Raw genomic sequence first — 17,537 nt, 5'->3', positions numbered from 1 at the left:
ACCGCGCCGGCGCCGTCCTACACGCCTGCCTCACCTGGGCAACCCTAATAGGAGACACGCCCTAGAGGCGGAGCTGGAGGCGGAGCTCGAGTCCCGTCGGCGGCAGTACGCCTATTACCGTACTCATTTGCTAGCGTCAGACGCAGGGGCGCCCTCGTGGTCGACGCTCGGCAGGATATCCAGTCGTGTGTCGTCGGGCGCAACGCCCACAGCTGGCAAACCTTCCTATTATAAAGACGGCACGATCCCGTGGTTACGCACTGGTGAGGTGCGTTTTGGTGAGATCCACAACACAGAAATGTGGATTACAGAGCTCGCAATGAAAGAGACTGGAGTGTCTCTGATCGAGGAGAACTGTGTGATTATTGCGATCTCCGGCGCGACTGCGGCGAGGTCTGCCATCAACAAAATCCGCCTCGCCACTAACCAGCATTGCTGTAACCTTCAGATCGATCCCTTGATTGCGGACTATCGATACGTCTTCTATTGGGTTAGCTCGAGGTATGAGGAACTTAAGTCATTGGGGCGAGGCGCGCGTTCCGATCTCAATGCGCAACTGATCAAGAACTTTGCGATAGCAATCCCACCGCTCGGCGAGCAGCACCGGATCGTGAGTCTCCTCGACAAGTTCGACGCACTCGTCAACGATCCCAGCATCGGTATCCCCGCTGAACTCACTGCCCGCCGCAAGCAGTACGAGCACTACCGCGACAAGCTGCTCACCTTCAAGGAACTCCCGGCATGAGTGACGCGCCCGCCCGCACCTACGATCCGATCGCGATCTCGTCCGAGAGCACGGTCGTCGCGGAGTACGTCGCCGACCCGCTGGAGGCGACCGCCTATCAATCGGAGGCCGATCTCGAACGGGAGATAATCCGACTCCTGAAGTCGCAGGCATACGAGTACTTGCCGATCACGACCGAGGCGCAGCTGATCGCGAACCTGCGTGCGCAGCTTGAGCTTCTCAACGACATCACGTTCAGTGACGGTGAGTGGGAGAAGTTCTTCGCGACCAAGGTCGCAAGCAAGAACGACGGGATCGTCGAGAAGGCGGTGCGGATCCAGGAGGATCACGTCCAGATCCTCAAGCGCGATGACGGATCGACGAAGAACATCTCGCTGATCGACAAGGCGAACATCCACAACAACCGCCTGCAGGTGATCAACCAGTACGAGATCGGCAAGGGCGACGGCGGCGCACGGTACGCGAACCGCTACGACGTCACCGTGCTCGTGAACGGCCTGCCGATGGTGCACATCGAACTCAAGCGTCGCGGCGTGGATCTGCGCGAGGCGTTCAACCAGATCGATCGGTATCAGCGCGACAGCTTCTGGGCCGGCTCCGGCCTCTTCGAGTACGTGCAGCTGTTCGTCATCAGCAACGGCACGCTTACGAAGTACTACTCCAACACCACGCGCAGCCGTCACCTCGACGCCGGCAAGAAAGCCGGTCGCGAGAAGAAGAGCAGCAACTCGTTCGAGTTCACTTCGTGGTGGGCCGACGCGCAGAACAAGCCCATTCAGGAGCTGACGGCGTTCGTGAAGACCTTCTTCGCGAAGCATGCGCTGCTGAACATCCTCACCCGCTATTGCGTTCTCACCGAGGACAAGAGTCTGCTCGTGATGCGTCCGTACCAGATCGTGGCGACCGAGCGGATCCTGCAACGCATCGAGATCGCGACCAACTACAAGCGCCTCGGCACGGTCGCTGCGGGCGGTTACGTCTGGCATACGACCGGTTCTGGGAAGACGCTGACGTCGTTCAAGGCGGCACAGCTCGCGTCGAAGCTGCCGAGCGTCGACAAGGTGCTGTTCGTCGTGGACCGCAAAGACCTCGACTACCAGACGATGCGCGAGTACGACCGGTTCGAGAAGGGCGCGGCGAACTCGAACGCGTCGACGGCCGTGCTGAAGAAGCAGCTCGAGGATCCGGGGGCGCGGATCATCATCACGACGATCCAGAAGCTGTCGAACTTCATCCGCGCGAACAAGGGCCATGAGATCTACGCGGGGCACGTCGTGCTCATTTTCGACGAGTGCCACCGGTCGCAGTTCGGCGACATGCACTCCGACATCACCCGCGCGTTCAAGCGATACAACCTCTTCGGCTTCACGGGCACCCCGATCTTCTCGGCCAACGCCGGATCCGGTGGAAACCCCCAGCTGAAGACGACCGAGCAGGCTTTCGGCGACAAGCTGCACACCTACACGATCGTCGACGCCATCACGGACAAGAATGTGCTGCCGTTCCGAATCGACTACATCAACACGGTGAAGGTCGGTGCCGTCGTCGACAAGGATGTCGCCGGGATCGACAGCGAGAAGGCGCTGTTGGACTGGCATCGTATCGGGAAGATCGTGAGCTACACGCTGGAGCACTTCGACCAGAAGACCAAGCGCACATCGAGCTATGAGCACGCCGTCGTCGCGAACGTTGCGGATGCAGTACGGGGCCGGAATCGCGGAGAAGAAGCTCTCCTCCAGCGCCGGCGTGTGCGCGGTTTCAACGCGATCTTCGCGACGGCGTCGATCGACGCCGCCCGTCGGTATTACAACCAGTTCCAGATCCAGCAGGAAGATCTGCCCGAGGGGCGTCGACTCAAGATCGGTCTCATCTATTCATACGGCGCGAATGATGCGGCAGACGAGAGCATGCTCGATGACGAGGCTTTCGACACCGAGGCGTTGGGGGCGGACGCGCGCGCGTTCCTCGAAGACGCGATCCAGGACTACAACGACACTTTCAAGACCAGCTACGACACCAGCGCAGATCAGTTCCAGAACTACTACAAGGACCTGTCGCAGCGGATGAAGAACCGCGAGCTCGATCTGGTCATCGTCGTCAACATGTTTCTCACCGGATTCGACGCGACGACGCTGAACACGCTGTTCGTAGACAAGAACCTGCGCTCGCATGGGCTGATCCAGGCGTTCTCGCGGACCAACCGCATTCTCAACTCGGTGAAGACGTACGGCAACATCGTCTCGTTCCGAAACCTCGAAGACCAGACCAATGCGGCTCTTGAGCTCTTCGGCAACAAGGACGCCCGTGGCGTTGTGCTCCTCAAGCCGTATCAGGACTATTACGGCGAGTATTCCGAGAAGGTCTTCACCCTGCTGCAGCGGTTCTCCCTCGGCCATCAGATCGTCGGCGAGGCGGCGCAGAAGGACTTCATCGCCCTGTTCGGCGCGATCCTCAAGCTTCAGAACATCCTCACCTCGTTCGATGACTTCATCGGGCGGGATCCGCTCACGGACCGGGAGGCGCAGGACTATCGCAGCATCTACCTCGATCTGTATGCCGAATTCCGCAAGGATCGCGACGCTGACAAGGAGTCGATCAATGACGACGTCGTCTTCGAGATCGAGCTGATCAAACAGGTCGAGATCAATGTCGACTACATCCTCATGCTCGTCGAGAAGTACCGCGCGAGCTTCGGTGACGGTGAGGACAAGGAGATTCGTGCCCAGATCACACGTGCTGTCGATTCTAGCCCGACGTTGCGGAGCAAACGCGATCTGGTCGAGGACTTCGTCGACTCCGTCTCGATGGATGGCGCGGTGGACGAACAGTGGCAGCAGTTCGTCGCTGCGAAGCGCGAGGCCGAACTCGATGCTCTGATCGCGGAGCAGCAGCTGCGGCCCGAGCAGACGCGCGCCTTCATCGCGGCCGCCTTCCGCGATGGTCGGCTGAGCACTGCCGGGACGGCGATCACGGCGATCCTGCCTCCAGGATCGCGCTTCGCGCCGGAGGGCGGACACGGCGAGAAGAAGCGCCGCGCGGTGGAAGGGCTCATGCGGTTCTTTGAGCGGTTCTTCGGCTTGGGGGCCGGTAGCGGAGTGGACGTCTAGAAGCCACCCACCTCAAGGGAACATCTGATCCAGCACAGCCCAGTCGCCCGAATCGAGCGCCTTCGACGCGGCGGTCTCTGCCGCCGGTGAGACGTGCCCGGAGACGAGCTTGCGCCAGATCGCCCGGGCGGTATCCAGATCCTGTGTACGCACGGCGGCGCCCATCTCGGCCAGCGCGTCGGTGTAATCGCCGACGCTGACTCCCGGCACCTCATCGTAGGGGTTGTACGAATCGATCCAGGGCAGCGCGGGGTCGGGGCGGAGGATCAGATGCGCATCCGGCTGAATCGCGATGCCGAGCACGTGATTGAACCGTGCGAGAGTCCACCCGTCGAAGCACAGCCGCGCCTCGATCGAGTCGAGGTTGTCGTTCGGGGCGACGACGTAAGAGAAGATGCCGTCCGCGCTCGAAAGGACCTCTCCGCGCGCACCGGGCCGAGAGCCCCGATCCTGGATCGCGTCGGCCTTCAGCAGGTGGGCGACATCGCCCTCCAGCGCGAAGGATGCCTCCGTTCGGCAGCCGGCGGAGGAGTCGTCCGGCGTCGGCGTCGGCGTCGGAGTGGGAGAAGTGATCGGCGGGGCGCTCGGGGCTGCCGACGTTGCCTGTGCGGCGGCATGGTGCCCGAAACCACCCAAGGCGCTGATCGCGGGCGACGCGAGCGCGACCAGGCCCGCGATGACGGCGACGGCCGCGACTCCGGTGGCGACCTTGGCTGCACGGCTCACGGTGACCAACATACTGCTGCCCTGCACTCCTGCGGCAGAGCCCTCCGCGTCTGCCCCGAGGTCGTGTCCGCCACCATCGTCGATGACGCGGCAGGATCCGAATCAGTCGCCCTCGATGTCGTCCAACTCGTCGCCGTCCATCACCAGGGTCGCGGCCAGCACTGTCGCGCGGGCGACGACGCGGCGCAACTCGTCCCGGATGCTCCAGCCGCCTGCCGCGGTCGCCTCGACGAGCCCCATCGAGGCGAGGTTCCGGATGGACGACTGGGCGAGCTTCTCCACCACCTCGTCGTGCAGCGAGGCCGGCTCGTCCAGATCCGGGCTCGGTGCGTTCCGGCCGAGATCGACGGCGGCGAGCAGCACGGCGATGGCTTCGACCGCCACATCCGCGGCCACCGGCGCCAGCCAGCCGGATCCCGTGATCACGTTCGCGAGGAAATAGCCGATCACCTCTTCCGCGGTGTCGAGCGTGAGCGCCGTCGACGCACTCGCCGCCGCGGATCCTGGGCGCATCCGCGATCGGTCCCGCTCGATCACGTCCGCCGTCTGCAGCGCCTCCCACCAGGCGTCGAGCACGGGGACGTCGCTCATCGCGCGCGCCGCGATCGGAGCGTCGGGATCAGACCCGCTGCGGGGCGACCAGGGCTCGTTCGTGCCGTAGGCGCGGATCCCCAGCAGCCCGGCCGCGTACTCGATGTCCGTTCGACGCAAGGCCCCCGTCGCGGTCACGGCCCGTCCCTTGCCGATCCAGGCCAGCAGATCCGGCACGGCGCGGAGGATCGGAAGCTCCGCATACGCGCGCAGCTTGACGTCGTCGGGCACCGGATCCTCTTCCGACAGCAGGTCGTCCAGAGCAACGTCGACGTCCGCGCCGTCGCGAACCTCCATCGCCTCCTCGAGCGCGTCGTGCACGTGCTCCCACCCCTCGGGGTCACGGGAGTTCTCGATGCGGAAATGCAGGAAGTCGTCGAGCGACTCCAGCGCCTCGTCGAACAGATCCGGATCCGATCCTCCCTCGGCATCATCGGCGAACAGCAGGTCGATGAGCGTCGACACGTGCTGCGGGACGTCGGGACGCAGGCCCTGGTCACGCATCACGACGAGCAGCCCCTCGAACGTGTTCATCGTCTGCTCGAAGATCGCGGGCGTCACCTCGGGGTCGTGGGCCAGCCAGGCGGCGAAATCGTTGGCGGACTGCGCGAAAGGGGGCGTGCTCGAAGGCGGGACGGACGGCGGATCCGCGGCGGGGCCGAACGCGGATCCGGCGGGGTTGCGCGGCGGGTTCCTGCGGAGATCGGGGTCATCGGGCGAGTCGGTCACCAGGTCAGCGTAGAGCGTCTTCGTGAGACGCGGGAGACTGCCTGTGGAAAGTTGCCCGCCTTCTCACCAGGCGTTCTTGTTATGAATTCGTGACCGGATCCGTGGCCGCAGCCTGTGGATAGATCTTCGAATGTCGGTGGTGGCTGAGAGCATGGGGTATGGCTTCGTTCGATGCGATCACGGCGTTGATCCCGACCCTGAGTGGGCGGATCGGCGCGGGTGCGAGCGTCGAAGATCTGCAGGAGATGGTGTGGGGAGCGTCCGACGCGGAGGTCGTGTCGATCGTGCAGGAGGCCGCGGAGCTGGGCAGGTTCGTCGAGCGGATCGGTCTGATCGGGGCCGGCGTGATCGCTGTCCGGTCGCGACGTGAGGCGGGGCATGCCGGGTTGGCGCAGCGACGTGGGCATCGGTCGTCGATCGAGTTCGTGCAGCATCTGACCGGGGCCACGAAGGGGGAGGCGGCTCGGCAGGTCAGGGTAGGTGAGGCGCTCGTCACTCCGGGGGTGCCGGATCCGGCGAGCGGTTCGACGGGTCCGCGCGATGAGGAGTCGCCCGTGCCCGATCCGGACGCGCCGGTCGGGTCGGAGGGCGACCCCCAGCCGGAGCCGGAGTCTGGGCCCGAGCCCGGGCCGGGGTCGGAGTCCGGGTTCGGGTTCGAGACGGACGATGCGCGGTCGCAGGTGCCTCAGCCGTGGCATGAGCCGTTGGGGCGGGCGTTGCGTGAGGGGCGGGTGACGTCGGCGCAGTTCGATGCGATCCGACGCGGGCTGGGGGAGCCGCCGGAGGGATCCGTGCAGGCGTGGTCGGTTGCGGCGGTGCAGCTGATCGATGAGGCGACACGGCGCACGGTGGAAGAACTGTTGGCGCACGCTCGTTGCGTGAGGGATGTGCTGGACCCGGACGGGGCGGCGGAGCGGTTCCGGGCGCGGTACGAGCGGCGTTCGTTTCGGACGTGGCTTGCCGAAGACGGCACACGCCGGGGGAGCTTCGCGTTCGATGATGAAGGTGCCGCGTTCGTGGATGCCGTGTTCGCGGCCGCGTTGCGCCCGCGTCGGGGCGGGCCGCGGTTCGTCGACCCGACCGAGAAGAGCGCTGCGGAAGATCTGGTGGCGGACACCCGGACGAATGATCAGCTCGCCTATGACCTGCTGATGGATCTGGTCCGGGCTGGGGTTCTCGCCGACCCGGCGAGTGTGTTCGGCACCCGGCAGGCGGGGCTGCGTCTGGTGCAGACCATCGGTGCGGACGGCGCGTTCGGGAAGGTCGCGGTCACGGAAGACGGTCTCACTGCCGTCCCCGCCGCGGTGGCCGAGCGGCGGTTCTGTGAAGCGGGATCCGTCACGGTCACGGTCGATTCCTGCGGGAACCCGCTCGATGTCGGGCGGGAGCAGCGGCTGTTCACGTCGAAGCAGCGCATCGCCCTCGCGATCCGTGACGGCGGGTGCCGCTGGGTGGGCTGCGACCGGCCCGCGTCGTATTGCGAGGCGCATCACATCGATCCCTACGCGTCTGGCGGGCGCACCGACATCGATCGCGGGATCCTGCTGTGTCGCTTCCACCATATGGAACTGCATCACGGCGGGTGGTCGATCACCCGTGACGAGAAGAACGACTTCGTGCTGCGCGACAAGCACGAGAACACGATCGTCCTGACCCGGCGGCTGCCCCTGCGCTACCTCTGGGGCGACATCGACCCGCCACCGTTACGGTTCCGCCCCGCCGCCTGACCGCACCCCCGAAGAAGGGAACCGGCAGGCCGGCAGGAGTGCCCGTGCGTGGGCGGGGGACAGGGCTCAGTTCACGCAGGGGACGGTGCCCGACTGCAGCGGCGACGACGAATCCGTGTACACCGGGTTCGGCGTTGCCGGCGCAGCGGATCCTGTCGACCCGGAGGATCCCGAAGACGACGAAGACGACGAGGGCGACGACGAGGGCGACGCGGAAGGGGCAGCCGTCGGAGTCGGCGGGTTCAGCAGATCCTTCACCTGCGCGCGGATCGCCTCCACGTCGACGACGTTCACGCTCTGCCCGTCGATCGTGTCGAAGTGATCGATCGGCAGCGTGACGAACGAGATGTTGCCGCCGGCCAGGCTCTGCGCCTGCTGCGCGAACGACAGCAGATCCAGCTTGTCGTCGAGGGCGACATCCTTCTTCGCCACATCGATGAGCTTCTGCAGCTTGCCGAAATCGGTGAACGTCGACGCCTGCTTCAGCTTCACCGCCAGCGACACCATGAACGCCTGCTGCCGGCGGGTGCGGTCGAGATCCGTCATGTCGAAGGAGCTCGACGTGGTGTCGCGGCGCTGCCGCACGAAGGCCATCGCCTGCGCAGCGTTCAGCTCCTGCACCCCGGCGGGGAAGTCGGCGCCCGAGAACGTGTCGGCCGTCGCGTGATTCAGGCACACCGTCACCGGCTGCACGGCTTGCGCCACCTCGTAGAAAGCCGCCATCGTCACCTCGACGAAATGGTCGATCCGCACCCCGCCGAGGAACGCCGACACCGTCGAGATCGTGCTCTGCCGGGCTGCCGCGCGGGACTGCTGGTACGCGTCCGCCTGAGCCACGCCCTTCGCGGTGAGCTTCTTCATCGAGGCGTCCATGGCGTCGCCGTACGCCTCCTTGATCTTGCCCTTGTCCACGCCGTCGGGGGATCCGGGGAAGTCGACGTAGTCGTCGCGGGGGATCGAGATCGCGACTGCCTTGCCGCCGCCCGCGGGGATGTGGATCAGCATCAGCACGTTGGTGTTGTACCCGCCGACCGACGCATCCTCGGCGTGGATCTGGTCGTAGATCGCCTGCGGGAAGGGGTTGCCGTTCTCGTCCACGCGGCTGTCCAGCCCCATGATGAGGATGTTCGATTCGCCCGTGTTCTGCGCCGGGCCCTGGTTCGCGATCGTGGAGCGATGGATCCCGTTGTTCGCGTCGACGTAGGTCGTCACCACGAACGCCGCCGCCGCGATCAGCGCGATCACGACCACGGCGATGATCCCCACGGTCCACCGGCGTCGTCGGAAAGTGCGGCGCCGGGCAGCCTGTTCGGGGCTCATCGTCATCATCCGGGATCCGTTCCTGTCGAGGGGCGAGGGCCTCGTCGATCCTCGGTCGTGCACCTGTGCGGAGTCCGGGAGATGGCTCTGGTGCGCGTGCGTGGAGAGTGCGACGATGAGCGCATGTTCATGGTGACGACGAATGACGTGCCCGGCTACCGCATCACCCAGGTGCTCGGCGAGGTGATGGGGCTGACGGTGCGCTCGATGAACTTCGGGCAGGGCTTCACCGCCGGATTCCGCGCGATCGGCGGCGGCGAGATCCCGGAGTACACGCAGGTGATGTACGAATCGCGGTACGAGGTGATGAACCGGCTCTGGGCCGAAGCCGCCCAGCGCGGAGCCAACGCTGTGATCGCCATGCGGTTCGACACCGGCGCGCTCGGCAGCTTCACCGAGGTGTGCGCCTATGGCACGGCCGTGGTGATCGAGCCGCTGCAGGGGTATCCGCAGGCGCCCGCGCAGCCCGCCCAGCAGCAGGCTGCGCCTCCCGCTCAGGCCGCGCCTCCCGCTCCGCCGGCGGGCTGACGGCGCACGTCCTAAATTTTGCCCGCGGATCCGGGCCCTTCGACAGGCTCAGGGACCGGATCCGTCATGCACCGTCGCAACGGTATGCCGACGGCGAACACGCGCTTGCGCCCGCCGCGCGGTCGTTACTCTCGATGTATCCGGGCACGAACAGTGCCATCGCCCGTTCCCGGGCAAGCGAACAAGGAGTGACATGTTCGAGAGATTCACCGACCGAGCCCGTCGCGTCGTCGTCCTCGCCCAAGAAGAGGCGAAGATGCTGAACCACAACTACATCGGCACCGAGCACATCCTGCTCGGACTCATCCATGAGGGTGAGGGCGCCGCGGCCAAGGCGCTGGAGTCGCTGGGCATCTCCCTCGACGCCGTGCGCGAGCAGGTGCAGGACATCATCGGCCAGGGCCAGCAGCAGCCGACCGGCCACATCCCCTTCACGCCGCGTGCGAAGAAGGTGCTCGAGCTGAGCCTCCGCGAGGCACTGCAGCTCGGCCACAACTACATCGGCACCGAGCACATCCTGCTCGGCCTCATCCGCGAGGGCGAGGGCGTCGCCGCCCAGGTGCTGGTCAAGCTCGGCGCCGACCTGAACAAGGTGCGCCAGCAGGTCATCCAGATGCTGTCGGGATCGCCGGGCCGTGAGCCTGCCGCGGTCTCCGGGGCCTCGCACGACACCCAGCAGACCGCCCAGGGCGGATCTCAGGTGCTCGACCAGTTCGGACGCAACCTCACGCAGGCGGCGCGCGACGGCAAGCTCGACCCGGTCATCGGGCGCGAGAAGGAGATCGAGCGGGTCATGCAGATCCTCTCCCGTCGCTCCAAGAACAACCCGGTGCTGATCGGCGAGCCCGGCGTCGGCAAGACCGCCGTCGTCGAGGGCCTGGCCCAGGCGATTGTGAAGGGCGACGTCCCCGAGACGCTGAAGGACAAGCAGCTCTACTCGCTCGACCTCGGATCCCTCATTGCCGGATCCCGCTACCGCGGAGACTTCGAGGAGCGCCTGAAGAAGGTCACCAAGGAGATCCGCACGCGCGGCGACATCATCGTCTTCATCGACGAGATCCACACCCTCGTGGGTGCGGGCGCCGCCGAGGGCGCGATCGACGCGGCCAGCATCCTGAAGCCGCTGCTCGCCCGCGGTGAGCTGCAGACCATCGGCGCCACCACGCTCGACGAGTACCGCAAGCACTTCGAGAAGGATGCCGCGCTCGAGCGCCGGTTCCAGTCGATCCAGGTCGCCGAGCCGAGCCTGCCGCACACGATCAACATCCTCAAGGGCCTGCGCGACCGCTACGAGGCGCACCACAAGGTGCAGATCACCGACGGCGCGCTCGTCGCCGCGGCGAACCTCGCCGACCGGTACGTGAGCGACCGCTTCCTCCCCGACAAGGCCATCGACCTGATCGACGAGGCCGGCGCCCGCCTGCGGCTGTCGATCCTGTCGTCGCCGCCCGAGCTGCGTGAGTTCGACGAGAAGATCGCCAAGGTCCGCGAGGAGAAGGAGTTCGCCTCCGAGGAGCAGGACTTCGAGAAGGCCGCCGCGCTGCGCGACCAGGAGAAGGAGCTGCTCGCCGAGCGGCTGCGCCTGGAGAAGCAGTGGCGCTCGGGTGACGTCGCGACCAACGCGGTCGTCGACGAGGGCCTGATCGCCGAGGTGCTGGCGCAGGCCACGGGCATCCCGGTGTTCAAGCTCACCGAGGAGGAGTCCAGCCGTCTCGTCTTCATGGAGAAGGCGCTGCACCAGCGCGTCATCGGCCAGGAAGAGGCGATCGCCGCGCTGTCCAAGACGATCCGTCGTCAGCGTGCGGGGCTGAAGGATCCGAAGCGTCCGAGCGGCTCGTTCATCTTCGCCGGACCCACCGGCGTCGGCAAGACCGAGCTGGCCAAGGCGCTGGCGGAGTTCCTGTTCGACGACGAGGGCGCGCTGATCTCGCTCGACATGAGCGAGTTCGGCGAGAAGCACACCGTCTCGCGACTGTTCGGAGCCCCTCCGGGATTCGTCGGCTTCGAGGAGGGCGGCCAGCTCACCGAGAAGGTGCGCCGCAAGCCGTTCTCGGTCGTGCTCTTCGATGAGATCGAGAAGGCGCACCCCGACATCTTCAACTCGCTGCTGCAGATCCTCGAGGAAGGCCGCCTCACCGACGGCCAGGGTCGCGTCATCGACTTCAAGAACACCGTGATCATCATGACCACGAACCTCGGTTCCTCGGCGATCGCCGGCGGACCGGTCGGGTTCCAGGTCGAGGGCAACGCGCAGACCACGTACGAGCGGATGAAGGGCAAGGTCGACGAGGAGCTCAAGCGGCACTTCAAGCCCGAGTTCCTGAACCGCCTCGACGACGTCATCGTCTTCCCGCAGCTGAACAAGGACGAGCTGCGTCAGATCGTGGGCCTGTTCGTGAAGCGCCTGTCGGATCGCCTGCTCGACCGCGACATGACGGTGGAGCTGACGGATACCGCCAAGGATCACCTGATCGACATCGGCTTCGACCCGACGCTGGGCGCACGCCCGCTGCGTCGTGCCATGCAGCGCGAGGTCGAGGACCAGCTGAGCGAGAAGATCCTGCACGGCGAGCTCAACCCCGGCGACCACGTGCACGTGGACGCGGTGGACGGCAAGCTCGTGTTCACGACGGGTCCCCGTGGCGAGAAGGTCTCGGTCGGTGTGAACACCGCAGCGACGATCCCGTCCACCCCGGACCTGGCGGCGGGAGCCTGACCGGTCTGTTCTGACGTTCTGACGTTCTGAAGGGGCGGGTGCTTCGGCACCCGCCCCTTTCGCGTGCCCGGGGGCGGGCCGGGGGGGCGTCGCGGGCTGCGGATCCGCTCGCGCTGTCGAAACCTGAAGGCGCTGCGTAGATATCTGTAGCGTCTTCAGGATTCAGCAGCGCGGGCGTCGGGAACGGCCGCGTCGTCAGGAAACGACAGCGCGGGGGCGTCCTCGGCGGCGGCGGGGGCGGGAGGATCCAGGGCCGCGGCGCGCGACGGAGACAGATGTCGCGGCGGCGGCGCCCTCGAGGGCTCCGCGCGCCGCGGACAGGGACGGGTAGCTGCCGATGCGGCGGCTGTGCCGATCGTGCAGGACGTGCGAGGCGCCCTCGACGGTCACGAACCCGGCGTACTCGCCGTCATGGGTCGCGACATACACGTCGTGGTCGGCCTGTCGCCAGGTCAGGGGGGTGTTCATGGTGATGCTCAGACAATCTGGGGCGGACGGTGCCGCCGATAGTTGATCTCGCCGGGCGCGCGGACGCGCGTCGATGCGGTTCGCGGATGAGTGCTCCGGCAGAGGGGGTTCGCGCGGTGCCGAAGAGACGTCGGCAGGCCATGCGCGGAATCTCCTACCCTAGCAGACTTGATCCCGACGTGCAGATCGGTCGCCGCGCCCGACGAGGACGCCGTGATCGTCACGGTCTGATCCCCGCGCGGTCGTAGGCTGGAGGGATGAGCGACTACCTCGTCCGGCGCGCGCGGGCCGCCGACGTCCAGGGCATCTCTGCGCTGCTGGAACCGCTCGTGGAACGAAGGATCCTGCTCGGCAAGGACATCGCGGTGCTCTACGGCGCCGTGCAGGAGTTCGTGGTCGCGGAGTCCGAGGGCCGGCTCATCGGCTGCGGCGCCCTGCACGTGATGTGGGAGGACCTCGGCGAGGTGCGCACCCTGCTCGTGCAGGACGGGTGGAAGCGTCACGGCGTCGGCCGCGCCATCGTCGAGGACCTCGAGTCGAACGCGATCGAGCTCGGGCTCAGCCGGCTGTTCTGCCTCACCTTCGAGGTCGACTTCTTCACACGACGCGGTTTCGCGCCGATCGGGGAGCAGGTCGTGGATCCCGACGTCTACACCCAGCTGCTGCGCAGCGGCGACGAGGGCGTGGCCGAGTTCCTCGACCTCGCGCACGTGAAGCCGAACACCCTGGGCAACACCCGCATGCTCAAGCAGTTGCAGGAACGTAGCCTGGACGTATGAGCTCCCGTCCGTCCGCCGCCGTCTACCGCCGCCGACGGATCGTGGTGCTCGGGGCGATCATCGTCGTGCTGGCGCTGCTGACCGCGCTGGTGTGGTCGCTGGTGGCGCGCGCCGGAGCAGGCGCGGGGCCGGATCCGACGCCGTCCAGCTCCTCGCCGTCGCCCCGGGCCACGGCGCCGGCACCCACGTCGTCCTCGCCTGCCTCGTCCGCGGATCCGAGCAGCACTCCCGCGCAGACCCCCGCTCCCACGTCGACGGCCGATGCCGGCCCGGTGCCGTGCACATCCGCCGATGTGCAGGTCAAGGCCGTCACCGATCACGACACCTACTCGGCCGACGAGAACCCGCAGCTGACCATCTCACTGACCAACCGCAGCACCAAGGACTGCACGATGAACGTCGGAACGAGCAAGCAGGTCTTCACGATCACCAGCGGCAGCGACACGTGGTGGCGCTCTACCGACTGCCAGCAGACGCCGAGCGACGCGATCCAGACGATCAAGGCCGGAGCCACCGTGGCGAGCTCCGCGCCGGTGGTCTGGGACCGCACGCGATCGAGCGTCGACACCTGCGGCGCGACGGATCGGCAGCGGGCGCCGGGGGGCGGCGCGGCGTATCAGCTCCGGGTGTCGATCGGCGGGTTCGAAAGTGCGGCTCCTGTGCAGTTCCTGCTCAATTGACGGAATGTCTCCCTCTGGTGTCTTCTTTGGGATACCATGGACACCGGTCTCCGATATTTCAGACGGGTCGCCATCCCCAGTGGCATCGACAATCTAGCGTCCCCAGCGCATAGTCGTCCGTCTTCGGAGGCCCCGAGGACCTTCTCCGTCATCTGTCCCCAAGCGATGACCGGGAAGGTCCTCTTCTATGCTGGGACAATGGCTGCGAACAAGGCGAAGAAGGCGAAGAAGAAGGCTCCTGCGCCCGAGCAGTTCCGCTCCGAGGCACTTGCGCAGGCGCTCGAGAAGCAGGACATGGCTGCCGTCGCCCTGGCGCTGCGCAACGGCAACACCGTCGTTCCGCTGATCCGCCCCGGCGCGAAGGACGATCCGCGCGACGGCGGCGAGGTGTGGACCTACCGCGATCCGGCCACCGGCGACGTCGCGCTGCTGCTGTTCAGCGATGCGACGCACAAACCCGCCAACCTGCCGCCCGGGGTCGGGATCTACTCGCCGGTCTGGCTGCGCACGTTCCTCAACGCGCACCGCGAGGTCATCACGACCGTATTCCTCGACATCGCCGGGCCGCACCCGATGCAGGCCGCTCCGGCGGAGCTGCTCCGCGCGCTCGAGGTCTGATCCGCATTTTCGGGGCCGTGCTCCTCGGGAATCGCCGCGTTTCGTCTCGGTCATCGCTGGCGCTCCGTCCTCGCTCAACGACCGCTGGGGGAGGAGCGCTCAGAACGCGGGGATCCCGTCTTCCAGTTCTTCCCGGCGGCGCGGGGCGGCGTGTCGCTCGACGTCTTTGAGCGCTCCCGCCAGCGTCGCCGAGCGGTCGTCCACGACGTGCGCGTAGCCGAGCCGGGCCGCCTCTGAACGACGCTGCCCGGCCTGGGTGACCGGACGGATCTCGCCGGCCAGGCTCAGCTCGCCGACCGCGGCCAGCGTGCGCGGCACGGCCTTGTCACGGAGGGATCCTGCCACGGCGATCGCGATCGCGAGATCCGCGGCGGGCTCGGTGAAGCGCACGCCGCCCACGGTCGAGACGTACACGTCCTTGTCGCTGGTCTTGATGAGCGCCCGCCGCTCGAGCACGGCCAGCACCATCGCGACGCGTGAGGCGTCCAGCCCGTTCACGACCCGGCGCGGGTTCGGCGCGTGCGTCGGGATCGTCAGGGCCTGCACCTCGACCGGCATCGCGCGGCGTCCTTCGAGAGCGATCGCCACGCAGGTACCCGGCTCGGGACGCCCGCGCGACAGGAACAGACTCGACGGATCCGGCACCTCGGCGATCCCGGATCCGGTCATCTCGAAGCAGCCGACCTCGTCGGTCGGCCCGAACCGGTTCTTCAGCGCGCGGATGAACCGCAGCGACGTCTGCCGGTCGCCCTCGAAATGGCAGACGACGTCGACGAGGTGCTCGAGGATCCGGGGCCCGGCGACCTGGCCGTCCTTCGTGACGTGACCGACGAGGACGATGGGCAGATCGCGATCCTTCGCCACGCGGATCAGCGCGGAGGCGACCTCCCGCACCTGCGCGGGCTGCCCGGCTGCGCCCTCGGACAGCGCGGATGCCACGGTCTGCACCGAGTCGACGATGACGAGCTCGGGGGCGACCTGATCGATGTGCCCGAGGATCGTGCCGAGATCGGTCTCGGCCGCCAGATACAGCTCGTCGTGCAGGGCCCCGGTGCGCTCGGCGCGCAGCCGCACCTGCCCGGTGGACTCCTCGCCGCTTGCGTACAGCACCCGCCGCCCGCCGCGGGCGGCCGCCGCGGCGACCTCGAGCAGCAGCGTGGATTTGCCGACGCCCGGCTCGCCGCTCAGCAGGATCGCCGCACCCGGCACGATCCCGCCGCCGAGCACCCGGTCGAACTCGGCCACGCCGCTCGAGCGCCGCGGGGACTCCTGCGACGTGAGGGCGGTGATCGGCCGCGCCGCACGTCCCGCCACGGGGGAGACGGCCTCGACCCGGCGCACGATCCCGGTCGGCGCCGCCTGTTCGGCGACCGTGCCCCACTGCTGGCACTCGCCGCACCGGCCCACCCACTTCGCCGTCGTCCAGCCGCACTCGGTGCAGACATATGCGGGTGTCGAGGGTTTCCGGGAAGCCATGGCTTCAGGCTAGCCGCGGCCACCGACGTCGCCGACGCGGTCGCCGGTGTCGCGGAGCATCCCCGCCACGACGAGCGCGAACGCGCCGACCAGGACGAGCAGCCACAGCCCCAGCGAGTACGAGTGCGTGTCGGAGTGGTACGTCGCGCCCATCACGAGCGGGGGGAAGTATCCGCCCAGGCCGCCGGCTGCGGCGACCACGCCGGTGACGGATCCGACCTTGTCCGGCGGGGTCGAGGGGCCGACCCACGCGAACACCGCGCCCATGCCGAGCCCCATCGCCGAGGCCATCAGGATGAACGTGACGCCGGTGAGGATCCCCTCCGGCGGCTGCTGCCCGACGATGTACGCGAGGGCCACGATGCCGCCGAGCGAGATCAGCGCGATCACCTTCGGCCCGAAGCGGTCGGCCAGCACGCCGCCGATCGGGCGGGCGACCACCGCCGCCACCGCGAACAGGGCGGTGCGGGTGCCGGCCCCCACCACGTCGACCTCGTCCGGGTAGATCGTCGTGAGGTACTTCGGCAGGAAGGTCGAGAAGGCGACGAAACCGCCGAACACGATTCCGTACAGGAAGGACATCTCCCACGTCACGCGCAGTCGGAGCGCGCCGCGCACCTTCGGCAGCAGGCTCTCCGCGTTCGGCTTCCATCGCGGCGAGTCGCGCAGCAGCAGCCAGCACAGGATCGCGGCCACCGCGAGCAGACCCGCGATCAGCAGGTGCGTCGGCAGGTAGCCGATGCCGGCGACCAGCCGCGGGGTGAAGAAGGCTGAGACGGCCGTGCCGATCATCCCCATGCCGAAGATGCCGTTGGCGAGCCCGCGCTGTCTCGGAGGGAACCAGGCGCTGGAGAAGGGCACCCCGGCGGCGAAGATCGTGCCGGCCACCCCGAGGCAGAAGCCCGCGACGAGCAGCAGCGGGAAGCTTCTGATGGATCCTGCCAGTGCGACCAGCAGCACCGCCGGCACCGAGACCAGCAGCACGGTCGCGAACATCCGGCGCCCTCCGAAGCGATCCGTCATCGCCCCGACCACGATGCGGCCGAGCGCGCCCACGAGCACGGGGGTGGCCAGGATGAGGGATATCTGACCTTCGTCCAGCCCCATCGAGGTCGCGTAGGTCTTCTGCAGCGGAGCGATCGACATCCAAGCCCAGAATCCGACGGTCGAGGCGAGCGTGGCCAGCACGACCTGGGTGGTGGCGCCCTGGAGCGGGACCTCGGCGGCCACGGCGGGCGAAGCAGCGGTGCGAACGGTCATGGGATGCCTCCTCTGAGCGATGAGGCTAGCGCCATCCGCCGAGGGGCGACCACCCTCCGGACCGTGA

The 17,537-nt window shown here is 67.3% G+C and carries 14 protein-coding genes; 8 read left to right on the top strand and 6 right to left on the bottom strand.

The genetic code is table 11. From position 1 onward, the window contains the following. Together ABD882_RS11345 and ABD882_RS11340 are read left to right on the top strand one after the other, a co-directional pair. A partial coding sequence (locus ABD882_RS11345) for a restriction endonuclease subunit S (RefSeq protein ID WP_345187011.1) occupies window positions 1–745 on the top strand: 745 nt, incomplete at its 5' end. Further along, window positions 742–3,852 carry a type I restriction endonuclease subunit R gene (locus ABD882_RS11340; RefSeq protein ID WP_345187010.1) on the top strand — a complete coding sequence of 1,037 codons (3,111 nt, stop codon included), beginning with the start codon at window positions 742–744 and terminating at the stop codon, window positions 3,850–3,852. The genes ABD882_RS11345 and ABD882_RS11340, both read left to right, overlap by 4 nt. A gap of 12 nt (window positions 3,853–3,864) precedes the next feature. On the opposite strand, the gene ABD882_RS11335 is transcribed toward ABD882_RS11340, so the two are convergent. Then, window positions 3,865–4,578, bottom strand: a complete 714-nt coding sequence (locus ABD882_RS11335) for a hypothetical protein (protein ID WP_345187009.1) — start codon at window positions 4,576–4,578, stop codon at window positions 3,865–3,867. 102 nt (window positions 4,579–4,680) lie between these two features. Beyond that, on the bottom strand, window positions 4,681–5,898 hold the full coding sequence (locus ABD882_RS11330) for a hypothetical protein (protein WP_345187008.1): 1,218 nt from the start codon (window positions 5,896–5,898) through the stop codon (window positions 4,681–4,683). Window positions 5,899–6,056: 158 nt separating this feature from the next. On the opposite strand from ABD882_RS11330, the gene ABD882_RS11325 reads away from it, so the two are divergent. Next, window positions 6,057–7,625 (top strand): DUF222 domain-containing protein, encoded by a 1,569-nt coding sequence (locus ABD882_RS11325; protein WP_345187006.1) that lies wholly within the window; start codon window positions 6,057–6,059, stop codon window positions 7,623–7,625. Between the two features lie 66 nt (window positions 7,626–7,691). Here the strand turns inward: ABD882_RS11325 and ABD882_RS11320 are convergent, their stop codons facing one another. After that, window positions 7,692–8,945, bottom strand: coding sequence for an LCP family protein (locus ABD882_RS11320; RefSeq protein WP_345187004.1), 1,254 nt, complete (start codon window positions 8,943–8,945; stop codon window positions 7,692–7,694). Window positions 8,946–9,068: 123 nt separating this feature from the next. On the opposite strand from ABD882_RS11320, the gene ABD882_RS11315 reads away from it, so the two are divergent. Together ABD882_RS11315 and ABD882_RS11310 are read left to right on the top strand one after the other, a co-directional pair. Then, window positions 9,069–9,473, top strand: coding sequence for a YbjQ family protein (locus ABD882_RS11315; protein ID WP_345187001.1), 405 nt, complete (start codon window positions 9,069–9,071; stop codon window positions 9,471–9,473). 193 nt (window positions 9,474–9,666) lie between these two features. Next, window positions 9,667–12,189 carry an ATP-dependent Clp protease ATP-binding subunit gene (locus tag ABD882_RS11310; RefSeq protein WP_345186999.1) on the top strand — a complete coding sequence of 841 codons (2,523 nt, stop codon included), beginning with the start codon at window positions 9,667–9,669 and terminating at the stop codon, window positions 12,187–12,189. 195 nt (window positions 12,190–12,384) lie between these two features. Here the strand turns inward: ABD882_RS11310 and ABD882_RS11305 are convergent, their stop codons facing one another. Beyond that, window positions 12,385–12,657 (bottom strand): hypothetical protein, encoded by a 273-nt coding sequence (locus ABD882_RS11305; RefSeq protein ID WP_345186998.1) that lies wholly within the window; start codon window positions 12,655–12,657, stop codon window positions 12,385–12,387. Between the two features lie 257 nt (window positions 12,658–12,914). Between ABD882_RS11305 and ABD882_RS11300 the strand changes: the two genes are divergently transcribed. The 3 genes from ABD882_RS11300 to ABD882_RS11290 all read left to right on the top strand — a co-directional run bounded on the left by ABD882_RS11300 (window position 12,915) and on the right by ABD882_RS11290 (window position 14,734). Next, window positions 12,915–13,436: an amino-acid N-acetyltransferase gene (locus ABD882_RS11300; RefSeq protein WP_345186996.1), complete on the top strand. Its 522-nt coding sequence runs from the start codon at window positions 12,915–12,917 to the stop codon at window positions 13,434–13,436. After that, window positions 13,433–14,116 carry a hypothetical protein gene (locus ABD882_RS11295; protein ID WP_345186994.1) on the top strand — a complete coding sequence of 228 codons (684 nt, stop codon included), beginning with the start codon at window positions 13,433–13,435 and terminating at the stop codon, window positions 14,114–14,116. The genes ABD882_RS11300 and ABD882_RS11295 overlap by 4 nt, the downstream gene beginning before the upstream one ends. Before the next feature lie 198 nt (window positions 14,117–14,314). Then, window positions 14,315–14,734, top strand: a complete 420-nt coding sequence (locus ABD882_RS11290; protein WP_345186992.1) for a dehydrogenase — start codon at window positions 14,315–14,317, stop codon at window positions 14,732–14,734. A gap of 99 nt (window positions 14,735–14,833) precedes the next feature. Here ABD882_RS11290 and radA read toward each other — a convergent pair whose 3' ends face one another. Further along, window positions 14,834–16,210 carry a DNA repair protein RadA gene (radA, locus tag ABD882_RS11285; RefSeq protein ID WP_345186990.1) on the bottom strand — a complete coding sequence of 459 codons (1,377 nt, stop codon included), beginning with the start codon at window positions 16,208–16,210 and terminating at the stop codon, window positions 14,834–14,836. Between the two features lie 9 nt (window positions 16,211–16,219). Then, a complete protein-coding gene (locus ABD882_RS11280; RefSeq protein WP_345186988.1) occupies window positions 16,220–17,470 on the bottom strand; it encodes a nitrate/nitrite transporter in 1,251 nt (416 codons plus the stop codon). Between the last annotated feature and the right edge of the window lie 67 nt (window positions 17,471–17,537).

Source organism: Microbacterium panaciterrae, assembly GCF_039541635.1.
GTDB lineage: Bacteria > Actinomycetota > Actinomycetes > Actinomycetales > Microbacteriaceae > Microbacterium > Microbacterium panaciterrae.
The sequence above is the reverse complement of the archived record's forward strand: the minus strand, read 5'-3'. Positions and strand labels throughout refer to the sequence as shown.

What these genes read in the sequence shown, in the direction of transcription:
- ABD882_RS11280 (WP_345186988.1), bottom strand. Translation starts at nt 17,470, where the DNA reads ATGACCGTTCGCACCGCTGCTTCGCCCGCCGTGGCCGCCGAGGTCCCG.
- ABD882_RS11290 (WP_345186992.1), top strand. Translation starts at nt 14,315, where the DNA reads ATGGCTGCGAACAAGGCGAAGAAGGCGAAGAAGAAGGCTCCTGCGCCC.
- ABD882_RS11295 (WP_345186994.1), top strand. Translation starts at nt 13,433, where the DNA reads ATGAGCTCCCGTCCGTCCGCCGCCGTCTACCGCCGCCGACGGATCGTG.
- ABD882_RS11340 (WP_345187010.1), top strand. Translation starts at nt 742, where the DNA reads ATGAGTGACGCGCCCGCCCGCACCTACGATCCGATCGCGATCTCGTCC.
- ABD882_RS11305 (WP_345186998.1), bottom strand. Translation starts at nt 12,657, where the DNA reads ATGAACACCCCCCTGACCTGGCGACAGGCCGACCACGACGTGTATGTC.
- ABD882_RS11300 (WP_345186996.1), top strand. Translation starts at nt 12,915, where the DNA reads ATGAGCGACTACCTCGTCCGGCGCGCGCGGGCCGCCGACGTCCAGGGC.
- ABD882_RS11320 (WP_345187004.1), bottom strand. Translation starts at nt 8,945, where the DNA reads ATGAGCCCCGAACAGGCTGCCCGGCGCCGCACTTTCCGACGACGCCGG.
- ABD882_RS11325 (WP_345187006.1), top strand. Translation starts at nt 6,057, where the DNA reads ATGGCTTCGTTCGATGCGATCACGGCGTTGATCCCGACCCTGAGTGGG.
- ABD882_RS11310 (WP_345186999.1), top strand. Translation starts at nt 9,667, where the DNA reads ATGTTCGAGAGATTCACCGACCGAGCCCGTCGCGTCGTCGTCCTCGCC.
- ABD882_RS11315 (WP_345187001.1), top strand. Translation starts at nt 9,069, where the DNA reads ATGTTCATGGTGACGACGAATGACGTGCCCGGCTACCGCATCACCCAG.
- radA (WP_345186990.1), bottom strand. Translation starts at nt 16,210, where the DNA reads ATGGCTTCCCGGAAACCCTCGACACCCGCATATGTCTGCACCGAGTGC.